At 73.2% G+C, this 15,821-nt stretch carries 11 protein-coding genes and 1 tRNA gene; 6 read left to right on the top strand and 6 right to left on the bottom strand.

The features are described from left to right. Nucleotides 1-12: 12 nt before the first annotated feature. Complete coding sequence (locus ACZ5AJ_RS01665; protein WP_464136541.1) at nt 13-2,247, bottom strand: prolyl oligopeptidase family serine peptidase; 2,235 nt, start codon at nt 2,245-2,247, stop codon at nt 13-15. A 354-nt stretch (nt 2,248-2,601) separates the two neighbouring features. Then, nucleotides 2,602-2,674: transfer RNA gene (locus tag ACZ5AJ_RS01670), tRNA-Arg, on the bottom strand. A gap of 61 nt (nt 2,675-2,735) precedes the next feature. Between ACZ5AJ_RS01670 and ACZ5AJ_RS01675 the strand changes: the two genes are divergently transcribed. Both ACZ5AJ_RS01675 and ACZ5AJ_RS01680 read left to right on the top strand, forming a co-directional pair. Continuing rightward, nucleotides 2,736-4,238 carry a nitrilase-related carbon-nitrogen hydrolase gene (locus ACZ5AJ_RS01675; RefSeq protein WP_464136543.1) on the top strand — a complete coding sequence of 501 codons (1,503 nt, stop codon included), beginning with the start codon at nt 2,736-2,738 and terminating at the stop codon, nt 4,236-4,238. A 29-nt stretch (nt 4,239-4,267) separates the two neighbouring features. Then, a complete protein-coding gene (locus tag ACZ5AJ_RS01680) occupies nt 4,268-4,969 on the top strand; it encodes a copper resistance CopC family protein (RefSeq protein ID WP_464138670.1) in 702 nt (233 codons plus the stop codon). 113 nt (nt 4,970-5,082) lie between these two features. Here ACZ5AJ_RS01680 and ACZ5AJ_RS01685 read toward each other — a convergent pair whose 3' ends face one another. Next, a complete protein-coding gene (locus ACZ5AJ_RS01685) occupies nt 5,083-5,265 on the bottom strand; it encodes an antitoxin (RefSeq protein ID WP_464136545.1) in 183 nt (60 codons plus the stop codon). Nucleotides 5,266-5,431: 166 nt separating this feature from the next. Here ACZ5AJ_RS01685 and ACZ5AJ_RS01690 point away from each other — a divergent pair, with 166 nt between their 5' ends. The 4 genes from ACZ5AJ_RS01690 (at nt 5,432) to proC (ending at nt 12,454) form a co-directional block, all read left to right on the top strand. After that, the gene (locus ACZ5AJ_RS01690) at nt 5,432-6,334 is read left to right on the top strand and encodes a DeoR/GlpR family DNA-binding transcription regulator (RefSeq protein WP_464136546.1); all 903 of its coding nucleotides are present in this window, start codon (nt 5,432-5,434) and stop codon (nt 6,332-6,334) included. A 102-nt stretch (nt 6,335-6,436) separates the two neighbouring features. After that, nucleotides 6,437-11,281: a hypothetical protein gene (locus ACZ5AJ_RS01695; RefSeq protein WP_464136547.1), complete on the top strand. Its 4,845-nt coding sequence runs from the start codon at nt 6,437-6,439 to the stop codon at nt 11,279-11,281. Continuing rightward, entirely contained in the window at nt 11,278-11,526 is a 249-nt protein-coding gene (locus ACZ5AJ_RS01700; protein ID WP_464136549.1) for a hypothetical protein, read from the top strand. The genes ACZ5AJ_RS01695 and ACZ5AJ_RS01700 overlap by 4 nt, the downstream gene beginning before the upstream one ends. Before the next feature lie 37 nt (nt 11,527-11,563). Next, nucleotides 11,564-12,454, top strand: a complete 891-nt coding sequence (gene proC / locus ACZ5AJ_RS01705; protein ID WP_464136551.1) for a pyrroline-5-carboxylate reductase — start codon at nt 11,564-11,566, stop codon at nt 12,452-12,454. A 137-nt stretch (nt 12,455-12,591) separates the two neighbouring features. Here the strand turns inward: proC and ACZ5AJ_RS01710 are convergent, their stop codons facing one another. The 3 genes from ACZ5AJ_RS01710 to ACZ5AJ_RS01720 form a co-directional block, all read right to left on the bottom strand. Continuing rightward, nucleotides 12,592-14,583 carry a phosphatase PAP2 family protein gene (locus ACZ5AJ_RS01710; RefSeq protein WP_464136552.1) on the bottom strand — a complete coding sequence of 664 codons (1,992 nt, stop codon included), beginning with the start codon at nt 14,581-14,583 and terminating at the stop codon, nt 12,592-12,594. A 42-nt stretch (nt 14,584-14,625) separates the two neighbouring features. Continuing rightward, the gene (locus ACZ5AJ_RS01715) at nt 14,626-14,871 is read right to left on the bottom strand and encodes a hypothetical protein (protein ID WP_464136554.1); all 246 of its coding nucleotides are present in this window, start codon (nt 14,869-14,871) and stop codon (nt 14,626-14,628) included. Between the two features lie 195 nt (nt 14,872-15,066). Beyond that, the gene (locus tag ACZ5AJ_RS01720) at nt 15,067-15,747 is read right to left on the bottom strand and encodes a potassium channel family protein (RefSeq protein WP_464136556.1); all 681 of its coding nucleotides are present in this window, start codon (nt 15,745-15,747) and stop codon (nt 15,067-15,069) included. Between the last annotated feature and the right edge of the window lie 74 nt (nt 15,748-15,821).

Consider the following 15,821-nt stretch of genomic DNA (forward strand, 5'->3'; position numbering starts at 1 on the left):
TCGTTCGGCTCCTCACCAGGGCAGGATCTCGGGCACCGGCTCCGCGCCGAGCACGTGCTGGTCGCAGAAGGCCAGCACCGCCTCGTTCCACACGATCGCGTTGGACGGGGTGAGGACCCAGTGGTTCTCGCTGGTCAGCTGCAGGAAGCGATGTGGCATCGTCTCCGGGGCGCCGTCCCATCCGGAGACCAGGTCCCACCACAGCCGCAGCGCCTCGGAGACGGGCACCCGGTAGTCGCGGTTCCCGTGGGTGAGGAGCATCGGCGTGGTGATCCGGGCGGCGCGACGATGCGGTGAGGACTCCTCGTACCAGTCGGGCAGCTGCTCCTCGCTGAGGTGCACGCGCATCTTCGAGGCGGCGGCGTCGGTGGTGCGGTGCTGCTGCGGAAGCGCCCACAGCCCGGCATGGGTGACGATCGCGTCGAAGCGATCCGATCGCCCGGCGATCCAGTTGGTCATGAACCCGCCGAAGGACGCGCCCAGCAGCGCGGTGCGGTCGGCGTCGAGCTCCGGCCGCTCCAGGACGCGGTCCAGCAGGATCTCGCACTCGGCGAAGACGACGTCGGGCCGTCGCGGCCAGCCGCGGTTCAGGCCCGCGTCCCCGTAGCCCGTGGACATCGCCGGATCCGGCAGGAGCACCGCATAGCCGCGGGCGACCGCGAGCCACGGGCACCACCGCCAGCTCCACGCGTTGTACGAGCCGTGGGGTCCGCCGTGGATCCACAGCATCGTCGGCGCAGGCTCCGCGGCCGACGCCGGCGAGGGCACGCACAGCCAGCCGCCGACGATCACCCCGTCGATCTCCGTCTCGACCCGCTCGAGGGTGCCCGGGAGGTCGCCCAGCTCCCCCGGGGCCAGGAGCTCTCGGAAGGCGGCGACCCGACTGCCGGGCGCGTCGGAGCTGCCGGGCTCGTCAGTGCGGTCAGTGCGGTCGGAGCTGTCGATGGAGCCGAGGAGCACGGGGCGCGGCGGGGTCGCGATGTCGCTGCGCAGGGCGAGCAGCGCGCCGTCGGGCGCCGGAGCGAGTGAGGAGAAGACGCCGTCCTCGGCGATCGTGCGGGTCGCACCCGTGGCAGGGTCGACGGCGAGGATCGCCCCGGAGGAGTGCACGGCCCCCGAGATCAGGAGGGTGCCGTCCGAGGCCCAGCAGACCTCGCTGAGGGTCAGGTCCCCGGTGTCGACACGGACCGCCGCCTCCGCATCCCAGGCGGGCGTGCCCGCGGCGGCGCCCTCCTGATCGGTGCGCGGGAGGATCAGCAGACGGCTGTACGAGGTGTGCTCGGGGGAGGAGACCGTGGTCAGCTCGACCGCGAGGTATCGGCCGTCGGGGGAGAAGGAGGGGCTGGACCAGTCGACCTCGCAGTCCCCGGCGGCGGTGCCGGTGCGCGGGCGCAGGCCCGGGGCCAGCAGGGTCGTGCGATCAAGGGTCGCGGTGTCGATCAGGTCGATCGAGGAGCGGGTCTCGCCCCCGCGCACGCGCCGGGTCCAGGTCGTGGCGACCTGGGAGCCGTCGGGGGAGAGATCCGCGGAGAGACGCAGCAGCCCCACGACGCCCGCATCCGGCGTGAGGTCCGTCCGCTCGCCGTCGGGGGCGATCAGCACCAGGCGCGTGTCCTCATCACCGATCTCGTGATCCCACTGGCGCACGGGCATGCCGGTGTGCCAGATCGCCGTGCGGCGGGCGTCCTTCCGCTCCCTGCGGGCCTCGGCGTCGGACTCCAGGGTGTGCCCGCGCAGCACCGACGTGGAGGCGAGCAGCGTGCCGTCGTCGGCGACGGCCAGCAGGGAGAGCCCGCCCGGCGCCGACGCGACGACCTGTGCCTCACCGTGCTCGGGCAGCCGCCAGATCTGGGAGGCCTCGGCGTCGGCCCCGCCCGCGGGATCGGGGCGGGCGGAGGTGAACAGCAGCGAGCCGTCCGGGGCGAAGCGGGGAGCGCTCTCTCCCTTCTCCGAGAAGGTCAGTCGGCGGGCAGGGGCCTCGCCCGAAGCGTCCAGCTCCCACAGCGAGGAGACCATGCGGGCCGCATCGTCGTCGGCCTGCTGGATCGCGAGGACGAGCCGGCCGTCCGGCCCGGCGGCGGCCGACGCCAGGCGCGGAGCGCGCACGAAGGCCTCGACGTCCCGGAAGTCCACAGGAGATGAGGTGCCCGGCGTGCTCGGCGTGCCCGGCGCGTCGGAGGTCCTGCGGGTGTCGCGGGCGGCCTCGGTGCTCGGAGTGCTCTCGGTGCGATCACGGTTCTCAGGCATCCGCCCACGCTATCGCCTCGTGGTTCCGTGGGACTGCGTGCCGGCCGGGGCTGTCGGCGGGATCGGCAGTCGGCCTCGCCCCTGCGCAGCGGTGCCGGCAGGGACATGACTCGCAGCATCCACGACGTATGGGGGCATGACCAGCGCCCTCTTCCATTCCAACGCGCGCAGTGCCCCGGACCTCCCGGTGGAGAGCGCTCAATTCGGTGGACGCTGCTCCTCATTCCTTCAGCGTCGTGCTGCAGAATGCCGCTGGGACTGACGCGCGACACCTCTACACGCAGCGGGGGACAGAGGAACCCAAGCAATTCACGGAAGGTGTCCGAAGACGTGCAGAGACGCAGGTCAGATCAGTGCCCCCGGCGCGATTCGAACGCGCGACACCCGCTTTAGGAGAGCGGTGCTCTATCCCCTGAGCTACGGGGGCTGATCGGTCCGTCAGATGCACGGACCTCGGACATCCTAGCGGTCCGTGGCAGGATCGCCCCATGCCGACCGCCTCCGCTTCTGCCGAACCTCACACCGGAGGGGACCGCCGGCCCCGGATCGCCGCGATCGTCCTCGCCGGTGGTGCCGCCTCCCGTCTCGGCGGTGAGGACAAGACCCGTCGTCCGATCGCCGGGGCGTCGAGCCTCGAACGGGTCCTGCGCAGCACCCCGCTGGGGATGCGCGTGGTCGTCGGCCCCGAGAAGGAGGACGGCGCGAGGATCGCGGCCGAGCACGGCGCCCGGTTCGTGCGTGAGGATCCTCCGCGCTCCGGCCCGCTCGCGGCTCTCGCTCGCGGGGTCCAGGAGGTCGCCGTCGCCGTCGCCGTCGCCGGCGAGGCCGGGCAGGCGAGCGAGGGGGACGTCCGCGTGCTCGTGCTCGGCGGGGACATGCCCCTGCTGCGCGCCGAGACGCTGGAACGCCTCGTCGCGGCCGACGAGACGGGGGAGCAGGTCGTCGCCCTCGCCGCCCCCGACGGTCATCTGCAGTTCCTCTGCGCCAGCTGGCCCCTCGCGCGCCTGCGCAGGGCGCTGGCGGCGGTCGAGCGTCCGGAGGGCGGCTGGGCCGACCTCAGCCTGCGCCGCCTCTACCGGGAGCTGGTCGACGACGAGCTGACGACGATCCCCGCGACCGGGGCCGAGGTCGCCGACCTCGACACCCCTGAGGACGTCGCCGCCGTCGAGCGCGCCGCCGGTCCCCGCATCGCCCTCGCCCAGATCCGTGCGAGCGAGGACGTCGAGGAGAACCTGCGCGCCGTCGAGGCCGCCGCCGCGGAGGCCGCCGCGGCCGGCGCCCACCTGGTGCTGCTGCCGGAGGCGACGCTCACGCCCTTCGGCACCGATCTGCATCGCGCCGCGGTCGCGCACCATGAGCGCTTCGACCGCACGGTCGGGGAGATCGCCGAGAGGCACGGCATCGTCGTCGTCGCCGGATCCTTCGTCGCCTCCGACGACGGGAGGGTGCGCAACACCGTGATCGTCCGCGGCGGAGGCCTGCACGCCGACTACGCGAAGATCCACCTCTACGACGCCTACGGGGCGATGGAGTCCGAGACCGTCGAACCCGGTGCCGAGCTCGTCACCATCGACCTGGAGGGCGCCCGCCTCGGCATCGCCACCTGCTATGACGTGCGCTTCCCCGCCCAGTTCACGGCGCTCGCCCGAGCCGGCGCGCAGGCTGTGCTGCTGCCGCTGGCCTGGGGTGACGGGCCCGGCAAGAGCGATCAGCTGCAGGTGCTCCTGCGGGCGAGAGCTCTGGACGCGACCGTCGTCGTCCTCGCCGCCGATCAGGCTCCCGACTCCGCCTACACGGGCAGCGCCGCGCGGGGCGTCGGCCTCAGCGCCGTCGTCGGGCCCCTCGGCCAGGTGCGTCGGCAGCTGGGACGCGACGAGGGGATGCTTTTCGTCGACCTGGACCTCGACGAGATCGCCCAGGCGCGAGCGGCGCTGCCCGTGCTCGAGCACGGTGCCGCAGACCACCTCCTGCAGCCGCCGCCCGGGAGCTGAGGAGGGCTAGCCTGAGAGGCGTGACCACCATGAACCCCTCCCGGCTCCGTTCCGCCCTGCGCGACTCCGCCGTCGGCCGAACCGCCCCCTCCGTGCTCGTCGCGCTGCTCGGCGCCCTGCTGCTCGCGCTCGCGCTGATGCCCATCTCCGCGAGCGCGCACGACTCGCTGATCTCCTCGGACCCCGAGGACGGTGCCAGCGTGGAGACCTCCCCGGAGGAGCTGACCTTCACCTTCTCCGCGGACATCCTGGACGTCACCCCGGTCGTCCGCATCAGCGACGAATCCGGTGAGGAGATCCTCGAGGCGACCCCGGTGATCGAGGGGCCTGAGGCGGTCGTGGCGCTCGATGAGCCGCTCGCGGCAGGGACCTACACGATCCAGTGGCGCGTGGTCTCCTCCGACGGCCATCCGATCGAGGGCACGCAGACACTGACGGTCGAGCAGGACACGGCCGGCGCCGAGGACTCGTCCGCAGGCTCCGACGACTCCGCAGGTTCCGACGACTCCGCTGCCTCCGACCAGGGCGGAGATGACGCCGACGGCTCCGCAGCCTCCGATGGCACGGCCGCCTCCGATCAGGGCGGGGAGGACGCGGCGACGCAGGATCCGAGCGCGACCGCCGACGGCGCGGACGAGGGAGCTCCCGTCGTGCTCATCGTCGTGATCGCGGTGGTCGTGATCGCCGTCGTCCTCGCGGCGATCCTCACCCTGCGCCGTCGGAAGGACTGAGCGCCCAGCGCGACCCGCGCGGCCCGGACCACGAGGCGCGGGCGACGCGACGGAGCCCCCGACGATGATCGTCGGGGGCTCCGTCCATGCCGGCGCGGCGCACCGGCGTCGGCTCACTTGCCGTCGAGACCCAGCTGGTCGCGAGCGGCATCGGCCGCATCGTCGACCTTGCCGTCGAACTGGTCGGGAGTGCGCTCCTTGACCTGCTCGGTGGCGGCGTCGATGCCCTTCTCCACGGCCTCCTCGTTCTGACCGGCGAGGTCCTTGGCCTTCTTCAGCGCGTCGTCGAAACCCATCTCTCGATGTCCTCTCGTCCTTCGGAGACGCCCCAGTCGGGACGACGCGGTCAATGTAGGGCAGAGGAGACCGAGGACACAATCGAGCGGTGGAGTTCACCCCGTGCATGACCGTTCCTGCGTGGACGCTCGATCGGCGTTCCCGGTTTCGCGCAATACTGGATGCGTGAACGTGAGCACCCCGCCATCGACGCCGAGACCCGCCCCGGACGCGACCGCGACTCCCGACCCGACCGCGACTCCCGACGCGGACAGGAGCGCCGAGCGCCCCTCCGGGCCGTTGGACAAGTCGGCCCGCTGGGACCATGTGCTCACCCTGCTCAGCGAGGCCAAGCGGTTGAGCGTCGCCGAGGTCGCCGCCGATCTCGGGATCAGCGAGTCGACAGTCCGACGGGACTTCGTGGAGATGGAGCGGGCGCAGCTGGCCCGCCGCACCCACGGCGGCATCGTCGCGATCGACGTCGCCTACTCCCTCGCCGCCGGGCCCCGCTCCACCGATCAGGACGGCGCCCACCGCGAGCTCGTCGCCGCCCATGCCGCCACCCTGGTCTCGCCCGGCCAGATCATCGGGTTCAACGGCGGTCGCACGACGACCTCCACCGCTCGTCGCACCGTCTCCCGACCGGACATCGACTCCCGTGACGGGGTGCCCGGGCTGACGGTCGTGTGCGCGGCGCTGAACATCGCCACCGAGGCGGTGCTGCGCCCGGCAGTGCGAACCGTCGTCCTCGGGGGTGTGGCGGAGCCCTACTCCTTCGAGCTCACCGGCCCGCTCGCGACCGCGACCATGCGGGACCTGTGGCTGGACATCATGTTCGTGGGCACCGTCGGGATCGACATCGATGCGGGTCTGACCTGCAACTCCGATGCGGAGGCCGGGGTCACCCGGATCATGATCGGGCATGCCCGCCGGGTCGTCGGCCTGGTGACCGCCGACAAGGTCGGCCACCGCGCGCTCGCCGGCATCTGCCCGGTCTCGGCGCTGACCGACCTCGTGATCGCAGGCCCCGTCGACGACGCCCTGCGCGCCCACCTCGCCGAGACGTCCGTGCGCCTGCACGAGGTCTGAGGGCTCCGGGGGAGCAGGGTCCTCCAGGATCGCCGCGTGATCTGCGGCGGGCACGGCACGCCTGCACCGGTCGACCAGGTCGCGACGGTAGCGTGAGCAACCATGTGGAGACTTCTGCGCGGGAAGAAGCGCCCCGAGGACCCCGCCGGGGAGTCGGAGAGCCAGGACGACGCGCTCGCCGCGACCGCCCGCGGTGCGCGCGAGGACCGAGAGCGCGCGCGACAGTCCGTCGATGACCAGCGTGCTGATGCCAAGCCCGGGGGTGCGCGGCAGACCGACGCGACGTCGGGTGCCGCGTCCCGGGCCGACAGGGCGGACGGCACCGCTGGTGCGAGCGAGGGCGCGCGCCGTCAGGGCGGCGTCGACGTCGTGGTCTCCGGCCATCTCGACGAGGTCGGCGCCGGCATCGCTCCCGAGCAGAGCGAGGACGACTTCGCCCCGCAGCCCCGAGAGGTCGCACCGCTCAGCCGCGAGGACGTCGTCGCCGAGGCCGTCGACGGCTGGATCCACCAGATCACCGGGGGAGTCTCCTCGCCCTCGTTCCTCACCCAGATGCGGGCGGGCGAGACCTTCCTGGATCTCACCCATTCCCACCCCTCGGGGCTCGCGCAGCTGCTCGCCGGCCGTGGTCCCACGCGCCTGTCCTCCCTGGTGCGCGAGGTCGGCGCGCTCGCCGACGCGCGCGCCCATGCCCGCTCCATCCGCGAGACCGCCGAGCGGCATGCGGAGGAGGTGGGACTGACCACCTGCCATCTCGGCATCGGCGAGGCCACCTGGATCCCTGCCGACGGCAGCGAGCCGATCCACGCCCCCGTGCTGGTGCGACCGATCACCCTGCGTCTGCGCGGCAACGCCCGGGAGGATGTCGAGCTCGAGGTCGACGCCACCGCCGATCTCAACCCCGTCCTTCTGCGGTCCCTGCGCGAGGCCGGGGTGGCGATCGATGCCCGCGCGCTGCTCGCCACCACCGACGGGCCCTACGGCTTCGACCCGAACCCGGTGCTCGATGCCTTCCGGGCGCTGGGCCAGCCGCTGCCCGGCTTCCGCGTCTCGCATGCGCTGGTCGTCGGGAACCTCATGGACGCCACCGGGTCCGTCGCGGAGGATCTGGCCTTCGACTCCGCCGACTGGGCCTCGAACGACCTGGTCGCGGCGCTGGCGGGTCACGAGGGCGCCCGCGAGTCGCTGCGCGCCCGACGGGCCGACGGGTCGAGCCCGGCCGACGGGACGGCCCCGGCCGACGGAGCGGACGGCCCGCAGACCGCGGAGATCCCCGAGTCCGAGCTCGTGGCGGCCGTCGATCCTGATCACCGGGCGGTGCTCGAGCGCGTCCTCGCCGGCGGAGACCTGGCGGTCGCCGCCGTGCCGGGGACGACGACGCTCGAGCTCGTCGTCGACCTCGCCGAGGAGCTGAACGCCCGCGGCCGCAGCGTGCTCGTCGTCTCCCAGCGCGCCCGCAACCTCGATGCGCTCGCCGAGATCGCCCGCGAGCGAGGCATCGGGGAGCTGCTCGCGGACCTCTCCCCGGATCCGTCCCTGCAGCGCAAGTCCTCCGCGGCGCTCCTGCGCAGCCTCCGCCGCGCCGGCACCCATGCCCTCGCCGAGACCGAGGCGGGCCCGAGCCCGGCGGACCGGGCGGCCCTGTCGGAGGCGCGGGAGATCCTCACCGGGCACGTCGCCGCGATGCATCGCGAGCAGCAGCCCTGGGGAGCCTCCGCGCATGATGCGATCTCCGCGCTCGCGGCCCTGACCCGTCAGCGGCCCGCGCCCCGGACCGCCGTGCGGCTGGATGCGGAGGTCGCGGCGAGGATGGTCGGCGAGGACCGCGTCCCCTATGCGGAGGCGCTGCAGGAGGCCGCCGAGATCGGCGTGCTCACCACCGGCCCCGAGCAGACCGCCTGGTACGGCGCCCCGATCAGCACCGACACCCAGGCGGCGCGCGCGATCGAGCTCGTCGACGAGCTGCGGGAGGTGCTGCTGCCGCGGCTGCGAGCGGCCCTCGACGCGACCGGCACGGAGCTGGGGCTGACCGAGACCTCCACTCTCGAGCGGCTCATCGAGCGCATCGCCCTGATCGACCGGGTCGCCATGCTGCTGGACACCTTCCAGGCCGCCGTGTTCTCGGCCCCCCTGGAGGATCTCGTCGCCGCGACCGGCGACAAGCGCTGGCGCGCCGAGCACGGCGTGACCCTCGGCTGGGGAGCTCGTCGTCGCCTGCGCAAGGAGGCCTCCGCGCTGCAGCGGCCCGCCTCGCTCGCCCCCGACCTGCACCAGGAGCTCTCGAGCGCTCGGCGTCTGCGCGAGGACTGGCGCCGAGAGGCCGCGGAGGAGGACTCGTCGCCGTCGGTCCCCGAGGGTCTCGAGAAGGCCCGCAGCACGGCGAAGAAGGTCCAGAAGTGCCTCGACGAGCTCGGGGTGCTGCTGGACGGCACGGACGTCGGCTCACGTCTGGCGCGCACGGACATCGACGAGCTCGAGCGGCGCATGGAGGCGCTCGCCGCCGACCGCGACGATCTCGAGACCCTCCCGCACCGCACCGAGCTGCTGCGACGTCTGGCCTTCGACGGGCTCGGGGATCTCGTGGAGGACCTGCGCCTGCGCCGGGTTCCGGCCGCCCAGGTCGCCTCGGAGCTGGAGCTCGCCTGGTGGCGCAGCGTGCTCGAGCTGATCGCGGGCGCCGAGCCGACCATCTCCCAGTACGACGGGACGTCGCTGTCGCAGGTCGCCGAGCGCTTCCGGAGGCTGGACGCCGAGCTGCTGGCCGGAGCCTCCGAGCGCGTGCACCGCGGCGCCGACGAGGTCCGCGTGGAGACGATGAAGGCCTTCCCGGACACCTCCCGGGCGGCGATCGCCGAGCTCGCCCGCTCCTCGACCGTGTCGATCCGCGACCTCGCCGCGAAGTACGAGGACATCCTGTTCCGGGCGCGGCCCACCTGGCTGGCCTCGCCGTACCTCGTCCCGCAGGTGATCCCGCGCGGGCGTCACTTCGATGTGGTGATCGTCGCCGACGGCGGGCGCCTGCCCACCGCCGCGGCGCTCCCGTCGATCGTGCGGGGCGCCCAGACCGTCGTCGTCGGCGATCCGCTCGAGTACGGCGGGGAGACCGCCCCCAGCCTGCTGGACGACATGCTGCGTATCGCCCCGCACATCGAGCTGCACCGGGACCGGCACACGGCGCGGGAGGGTCTGCGGGCGTTCGCTCAGCGCCGCGCTCTGACCGTCGACGTCGTCGCCGTGCCGAGCCCGATCCCCGCCGAGGACGATCGCCTCGTGCTGGTCGAGAACGGGCGGGGACCCGTCACGGAGGGCATGGAGTACGTCGAGTCCACCGAGGCGGAGCTGCGTCGGGTCACCGATCTGGTCATCGAGCACGCCCGCTCCCGCCCGGAGCGCTCCCTGGCGGTGCTCACGCTGACCCCGGAGCATGCGCATCGTGTGATGGAGCGGGTCATGAGCACGGTCTCGGTGATCCCGAACCTGCGCTCCTTCTTCGACCCCGGTGCCCGCGAGTACTTCACCGCGGTCCCGGCCGCGCACGCCTCCTCGATCGTGCGCGATGACGTGATCGTCTCGATCGGCTTCGGCAAGACCCCGCACGGCCGCCTGCTCCACCGCTTCGGTCCGCTCTCCGAGGCCGGCGGCCGCAAGGCCCTCGCCACGGTGATCACGCGAGCCCGCGGCCGCACCACCGTCGTCTCCTCGATAGACGTCGAGGACCTGGATCCCTCGCGTCTGCGCACCGACGGCGCCCGTGACCTGCGGGCCATGCTGTGGGTGCTGCGCGGCGGCCCCGACGTGCCCGTCGTCGCCCATGTCGCCGAGCTGACCGGCCAGGGCGATCTGGTCAACGAGCCGCCGTCGGCCGCGCAGGAGGAGCCCCGCGCGAGCCTCGCCCCGCGCCCGGGGGAGGGGACGGCCGGCTCCCTCGAGGATCGCGGGGCCTCTGCGGATCCCGCGAGGGACGAGGCGGCCGAGGACGGCCGGTCCGACGGCGATCTGTCCGACGACGATCTCGACGCCGCCATCGCCGCGGCGCTCGCCCGCAAGACCGGTGACAGCGCGGAGGAGAGCCCTGCAGGGGCCGGCTCCGCAGCATCGGCCGGATCTGCGGGTTCTGCGGGTTCTGCGGGATCTGCGGGCTCGGCTGAGTCCGCTGTGTCCGCTGAGTCTCCCGATGCGGCGGCGACGCCCTCCTCACCGACCTCGGCCGACGCCTCCGATTCCTCCGGGGCCTCCGGCGACGGCGCTCCAGGATCTCCGAACGCGCCTGTCGACCTCGACGGCACTTCCGGCCTCGACGGCTCCGACGGCTCCGACGGCTCCGACGAGCCGACGGGGGCGCGCGGGCTGGAGACCGACGCTCTGGTGCGCGACCTCGCGGACCGGCTGTGGCGGCTGGGGCTCCTGGTCGAGCGGGACTTCGGCACCACCGAGGATCGCATCGAGCTCGCCCTCGGCCATCCCGACCTCCCCGGCCGCCTGCTGCTCGCCGTCGACACCGACGGCTCCCGCTACGTCGACACCCCCAGCCAGCGTGAGCGCGACCGTCTGCGGGCGGAGAGGCTCGAGGCGGCGGGATGGTCGACCGAGAGGGTGTGGTCCTGGGCGCTGTTCATCGACCCCGACGGCGAGGCCGAACGCATCCGGCGCGCCCTGGACCGGGCGCTGCGGCTCGTGCAGTCGGAGGAGCGCTCGGGCTCCCCGAGCGGCGTCGGCACCATCCGCCATCGTCTGCCGCGCCCGCAGATCGCCGCCGGGCACCCGCTGTCCTTCTACTCCAGCGAGGACTTCGACGCCGTCGTGGAGTACATCTGCTCCGACGGTCGCGCTCGCCTCGAGGAGCACCTGGCCACGGAGGTGCGCAGCTTCCTGGGCTTCGAGCAGCGCTCGGTGCTGCTGGACGTCTCCGTCTCCAGCGCCATCCGCCGCTACCAGGAGCGCCAGTGAGCGGAAGACAGCACCGGATCGTGATCTCCTCCGTCACCGGTGAGCCGATCCCCTGGGACGACGCCGCCGGGGAGGAGGACGGCGGTGCGTCGTCGGCGACCGGTCCCGGAGGATCCGGCGGCTCCGGTGGCGGGAAGATCCTCCCGGACCGGGTCGCCGAGGACCGCCCGGCCCCCGGCGAGGACGAGTCCCACGACGCCCGCATCCTGCGCGATGTGCCACCGCACTGGGGTCGCGGGCAGTGACATGCGGTCGACCGGCCGGGACGCCTACGATCGGTCCATGAGCTCGAACGACGCACAGACCACCGCATCCGCGACCCCCACCGCACAGGACTCCACTGCGCCTGAATCCCCGGCGCGGGATCTGTCCGCGCTGAACATCGCGGTGATCGGGGCGGGGAACATGGGCGGGCCCGTCGTCCGCGCCTTCCTCGCCGCCGGAGCCGATCCGCAGCGGCTCGCGGTCGTCAACTCCACCGACGCCAGCAGCGAGCGCGCCGCCGCCGAGCTCGGGGTCACCGCCCCCGGACGCCGCCCGGCACTCGAGAGCGCCGACGTCGTCGTCCTCGGCGTCAAGCCCTACCAGCTCGTCGCCCAGCTCCGCGAGATCCGCGACCTGCTGCGCGAGGACGCGGTCGTGGTCTCCCTCGCGGCCGGGATCTCCCTGTCCACGATGCAGGAGGTGCTGGGGGAGGCGCGGCCGATCCTGCGGGCGATGCCCAACACCCCGATCTCGATCGGCGAGGGCGCCGTCGGCATCATGCGGGGCAGCGCCGCGGACGACGATCAGACCGAGCTCGTGCATGCGCTGTTCGCGCGCGCCGGCGTCGTCGTCCCGATCACCGAGGACCAGATCCATGCGTTCATCGCCGCCGCCGGATCCCTCTCCGCGATCGTCTTCGCCCTGGTCGAGGCGATGGTCGACGAGGGCGTCCGGCAGGGGCTGACGAGGGACCTCGCCTCCTCGCTCGTGCAGCAGACGATGCGCGGCGCCGCCACCATGCTGCTCGAGGACGGCACCCATCCGGCCGTCGCCCGCAACGCCGTCTCCAGCCCCGGAGGCACCACCGCGGAGGGGCTCGCCGAGTTCGACCGGCAGGGGGTGCGGCCGGGCGTCGCCGCCGCGATGGCCGCCTGCGCCCGTCGCTCCCGGGAGATGACCGGGGACTGACCCGGGGCTCGCCCTGCATCCCGCCCGGACGCACCCACCGGGCGCACACAGCGGCGCCCGCCCTCCGCAGACATCGCGGAGCGCGGGCGCTGTGCTGTGGAGCTGTGGAGCTGTGGAGCTGCACTGCGGAAGGGCGGTCAGCCGCGTCGACGCACCAGGATCGTCGTGCCGACGCCTGCGGCGATCAGGAGGCCGCCGGCCGAGGCGAGCGCGAGGGCCGGGAAGCCGGTGCGAGCGAGCACGCCCTGCGATCCGGCAGCGGTCCCCGCCTGCGTCGTGCCGGAGGGCTGATCCTCCTCGCGGGCGGCGGAGTCCGGGCCCGACGAGCCGGCGTCCGACGAGCCGGCGTCCGACGAGCCGGCGTCCGACGAGTCCGACGCCGAGGGGTCGGACGCCGTCGGGGCGCCCTCGGAGGAGGGGCCGCCGTCCGAGGAGCCGCCGTCCGCGGAGTCGTCCTGCGGCGCACCGCCGGCCTGCTCCCCATCGGTCTGCTCGCCGTCGGTCGGCTGCTCGGCGGGCTCCTCACCCGTCTGCTCACCCGTCCCCGAGTCGGTCCCGTCGCCGTCCGCCGGGGTCTCGGCCCCGGCGGCGGTCAGGACCAGCTGGCCATCGCGCACTTCGAGCTCGGCGTCCACGCCCTCGGCGAGTCCGTCGACCTCGAGCTGCAGGGCCGCGGCGTCGGCCGACATGCTGGCCGCCGAGACCAGCACGATGTCCTGGGCGAGATCCGCGCCCTCGGGCAGGCTCACCCGCACCGTGCCGTCGAGGGAGGCCGCGCCACCGACCCGCAGGATCGCGCCCTGGCCGTCAGCGGATCCGACGGCCAGGTCGAGAGCACCGTCCGCGGCGAGGCCGAGGTCGCCGTCGATGTCCAGCTCCCCGTCGACGGCGAGGGCGCCGCCGTCGACCGCGACATCTCCCGCACCCAGAGCCGAGGAGGTCGCCGCACGCAGCGTGCCGCCCTCGACGACGGTGCCGCCGGTGAACGAGTTCTCCCCGGCCAGGATCAGCTCGCCGTCGCCGCGCAGCGTCAGAGAGCCTGCGCCGTCGATGTCGTTCTGCCAGGCGTCGGCCGCCGAGTATCCGCCGTCGGCCGAGGACATCCGGACGACCACGTCGGTGTCGAAGGAGGCGTAGCCGCCCTGCGCGGCGTACAGGTTCAGGCGGCCCCAGCCCTCCTCATCGTCCAGCAGCGGATATCCGGACTCGAGGCCCGTCGAGTGCAGCACCCAGCGCAGCTGCTCGTCGTCGAGGTACGGGAATCGGGTCTCCAGCAGCACCTCGGCGCCCTTGGGCACGCGCATCGCCTCGCCGGTGTCGCCGGTCTGCTCGAAGCCGTAGGTGAGGGAGGCGGTGTAGGAGGCCAGCTCCGCGTCATAGTCCGGGTCGACCAGCTGCTCGGCATCCTGGACGTCGGAGCCCGCGCCCTCGGACACCTGCTCGGCGAGCCACGCCTGGCCCTCCTCGTACGCCTCGTCCTTGACCGCCTCGAGGTCCTCGTCGTAGAGGGCGCCGGCGGTGATCGCGGTCGAGAGCATGCGCCCGCCCATCACGTCCAGCGGCGAGTGCATGCCCAGCTGGATGCGGCTCGTGCCGATCTCCTGCGCCGTCAGCAGCAGTTCGTCGTACTGCTGCGGGAAGGAGTGCGCGAGGCCGTAGACGGCCATGTATCCGGCGCTCGTGTGGCCGGAGGGGAAGCCGCCGTCCTCCGCGGCCTCCTCGACGGGCTTGCGCAGAGGGTCGGCGTAGGAGGGCATGTCGACCTCGTCCGACCAGCGGTACGGACGCGGGTACTGGTAGGAGAACTTCGCGTTGTTCGAGGTCGCGGCGTGGTTGCGGATATCGTCGACCAGCTGGACGGTCGCCCCGAGCTCGCCGTCGGCGTCAGCCCAGGCGCCGTTCTCGTTGGACTCGTCCGAGTGCTTCACGGTGGACGCGTCGGCCGGGACCCGGTCGGAGATCGTGGTGCCCGCGTTCACCGACTCCCGGTAGGCCTCGGTGTAGAGGCCGAGACCCTCCGTGGCCGTGTAGTTCTGGTGCTGGCGGTCGATGACGTAGGCGCGCTCCTGCTCGGCGTCGGTCGCGGCGCTCGAGATCTCGATCGACTGGGCGATGTTGGAGTCCGTCACCTCGGGCTGCAGGGAGACGCCCGAGTCCCAGGTCTCCCCGGGCTACCAGATCTCCAGCATCCCGTCGAGCACGCCGACGGCGGCATTGGACGCCGGATCCAGCTGCTCGGAGGTGTTGGTGTCCCACTCGTCGACGTAGTAGCCGTACACGGCGGCATGGGGAGCGATCGCCGACTCGTCGAGCACGGCGGAGCCCTCGGGGGCGGCGAGCGCAGCGGTCGGCAGCGCGAGCGTCGAGAGCACGGCCGTGCCGGCGAGGAGGGCGAGCGGGCGGGGAGGACAGGACATGATCACCTCGGAGGGCGGGGGGGGGAAGGGGCCCGCCGAGGGTAGGAACCCGCAGGAAACGCCAGGGTGACGGAGGGTGGACGGGAGGAGGATCGCAGCCCTCCCCCGCATGACCGTCAGGTCACAGGTGGGGCGCGCAGGTCACGATCAGGGTGGCCCGATGCGCCCGGCCCGGTCCGGCGACCGCGTGGACCCTCACTTGGGGCGGGTGGAGAACCGTTCGATCGCCCCGGTCTCCCCGGCGACGATCACCACGTCGTGCGGCTGCACGACCGTCTCGGGTGCGGCATAGGTGAATTCGCGCCCGGGCGACTTGACGCCCACGACGGTGACGCCGAACAGCTTGCGCACGTCCGACTGCGCGAGGGTGAGCCCGTGGATCTCCTTGGGCGGGCGCATCTTCACGATCGCGAAGTCGTCGTCGAACTCGATGAAGTCCATCAGCCGCCCGTTGACCAGGTGCGCGACGCGGTTGCCGGCATCGGCCTCGGGGAAGACGACGTGGTGGGCGCCGATGCGCCGCAGGATCTTGCCGTGCGCGGCGGAGATCGCTTTCGCCCAGATCACCGGGCCGCCGAGGTCCACGAGGTTCGCGGCGACCAGGACGCTCGCCTCCACGGAGGAGCCGACGCCGACGACGGCCACCGAGAAGTCGCGGGCACCGACCTCGTCGAGCACCTCGGCCTGGGTGGCGTCGGCCTGGACGACGTGGGTGAGCTTCGGGGCGTACTCCTGGACGAGATCGGCACGGGCGTCGATCGCCAGCACCCGCGTGCCCAGCTCCTCGAGCGTCAGGGCGAGGGCCGCGCCGAAGCGGCCGAGACCGATCACGAGCACGCCGTCGCCGTGCTGCCTGCCGCCGTTGCTGCGGGCCATGGCTCCTCCTGGATGAGGGTGGGGAGATTCTGAGGGTCGAAGGGGTCGAAGGGGTCGAAGGGGTCGAAGGGGTC

It is taken from the genome of Brachybacterium zhongshanense (assembly GCF_055385755.1).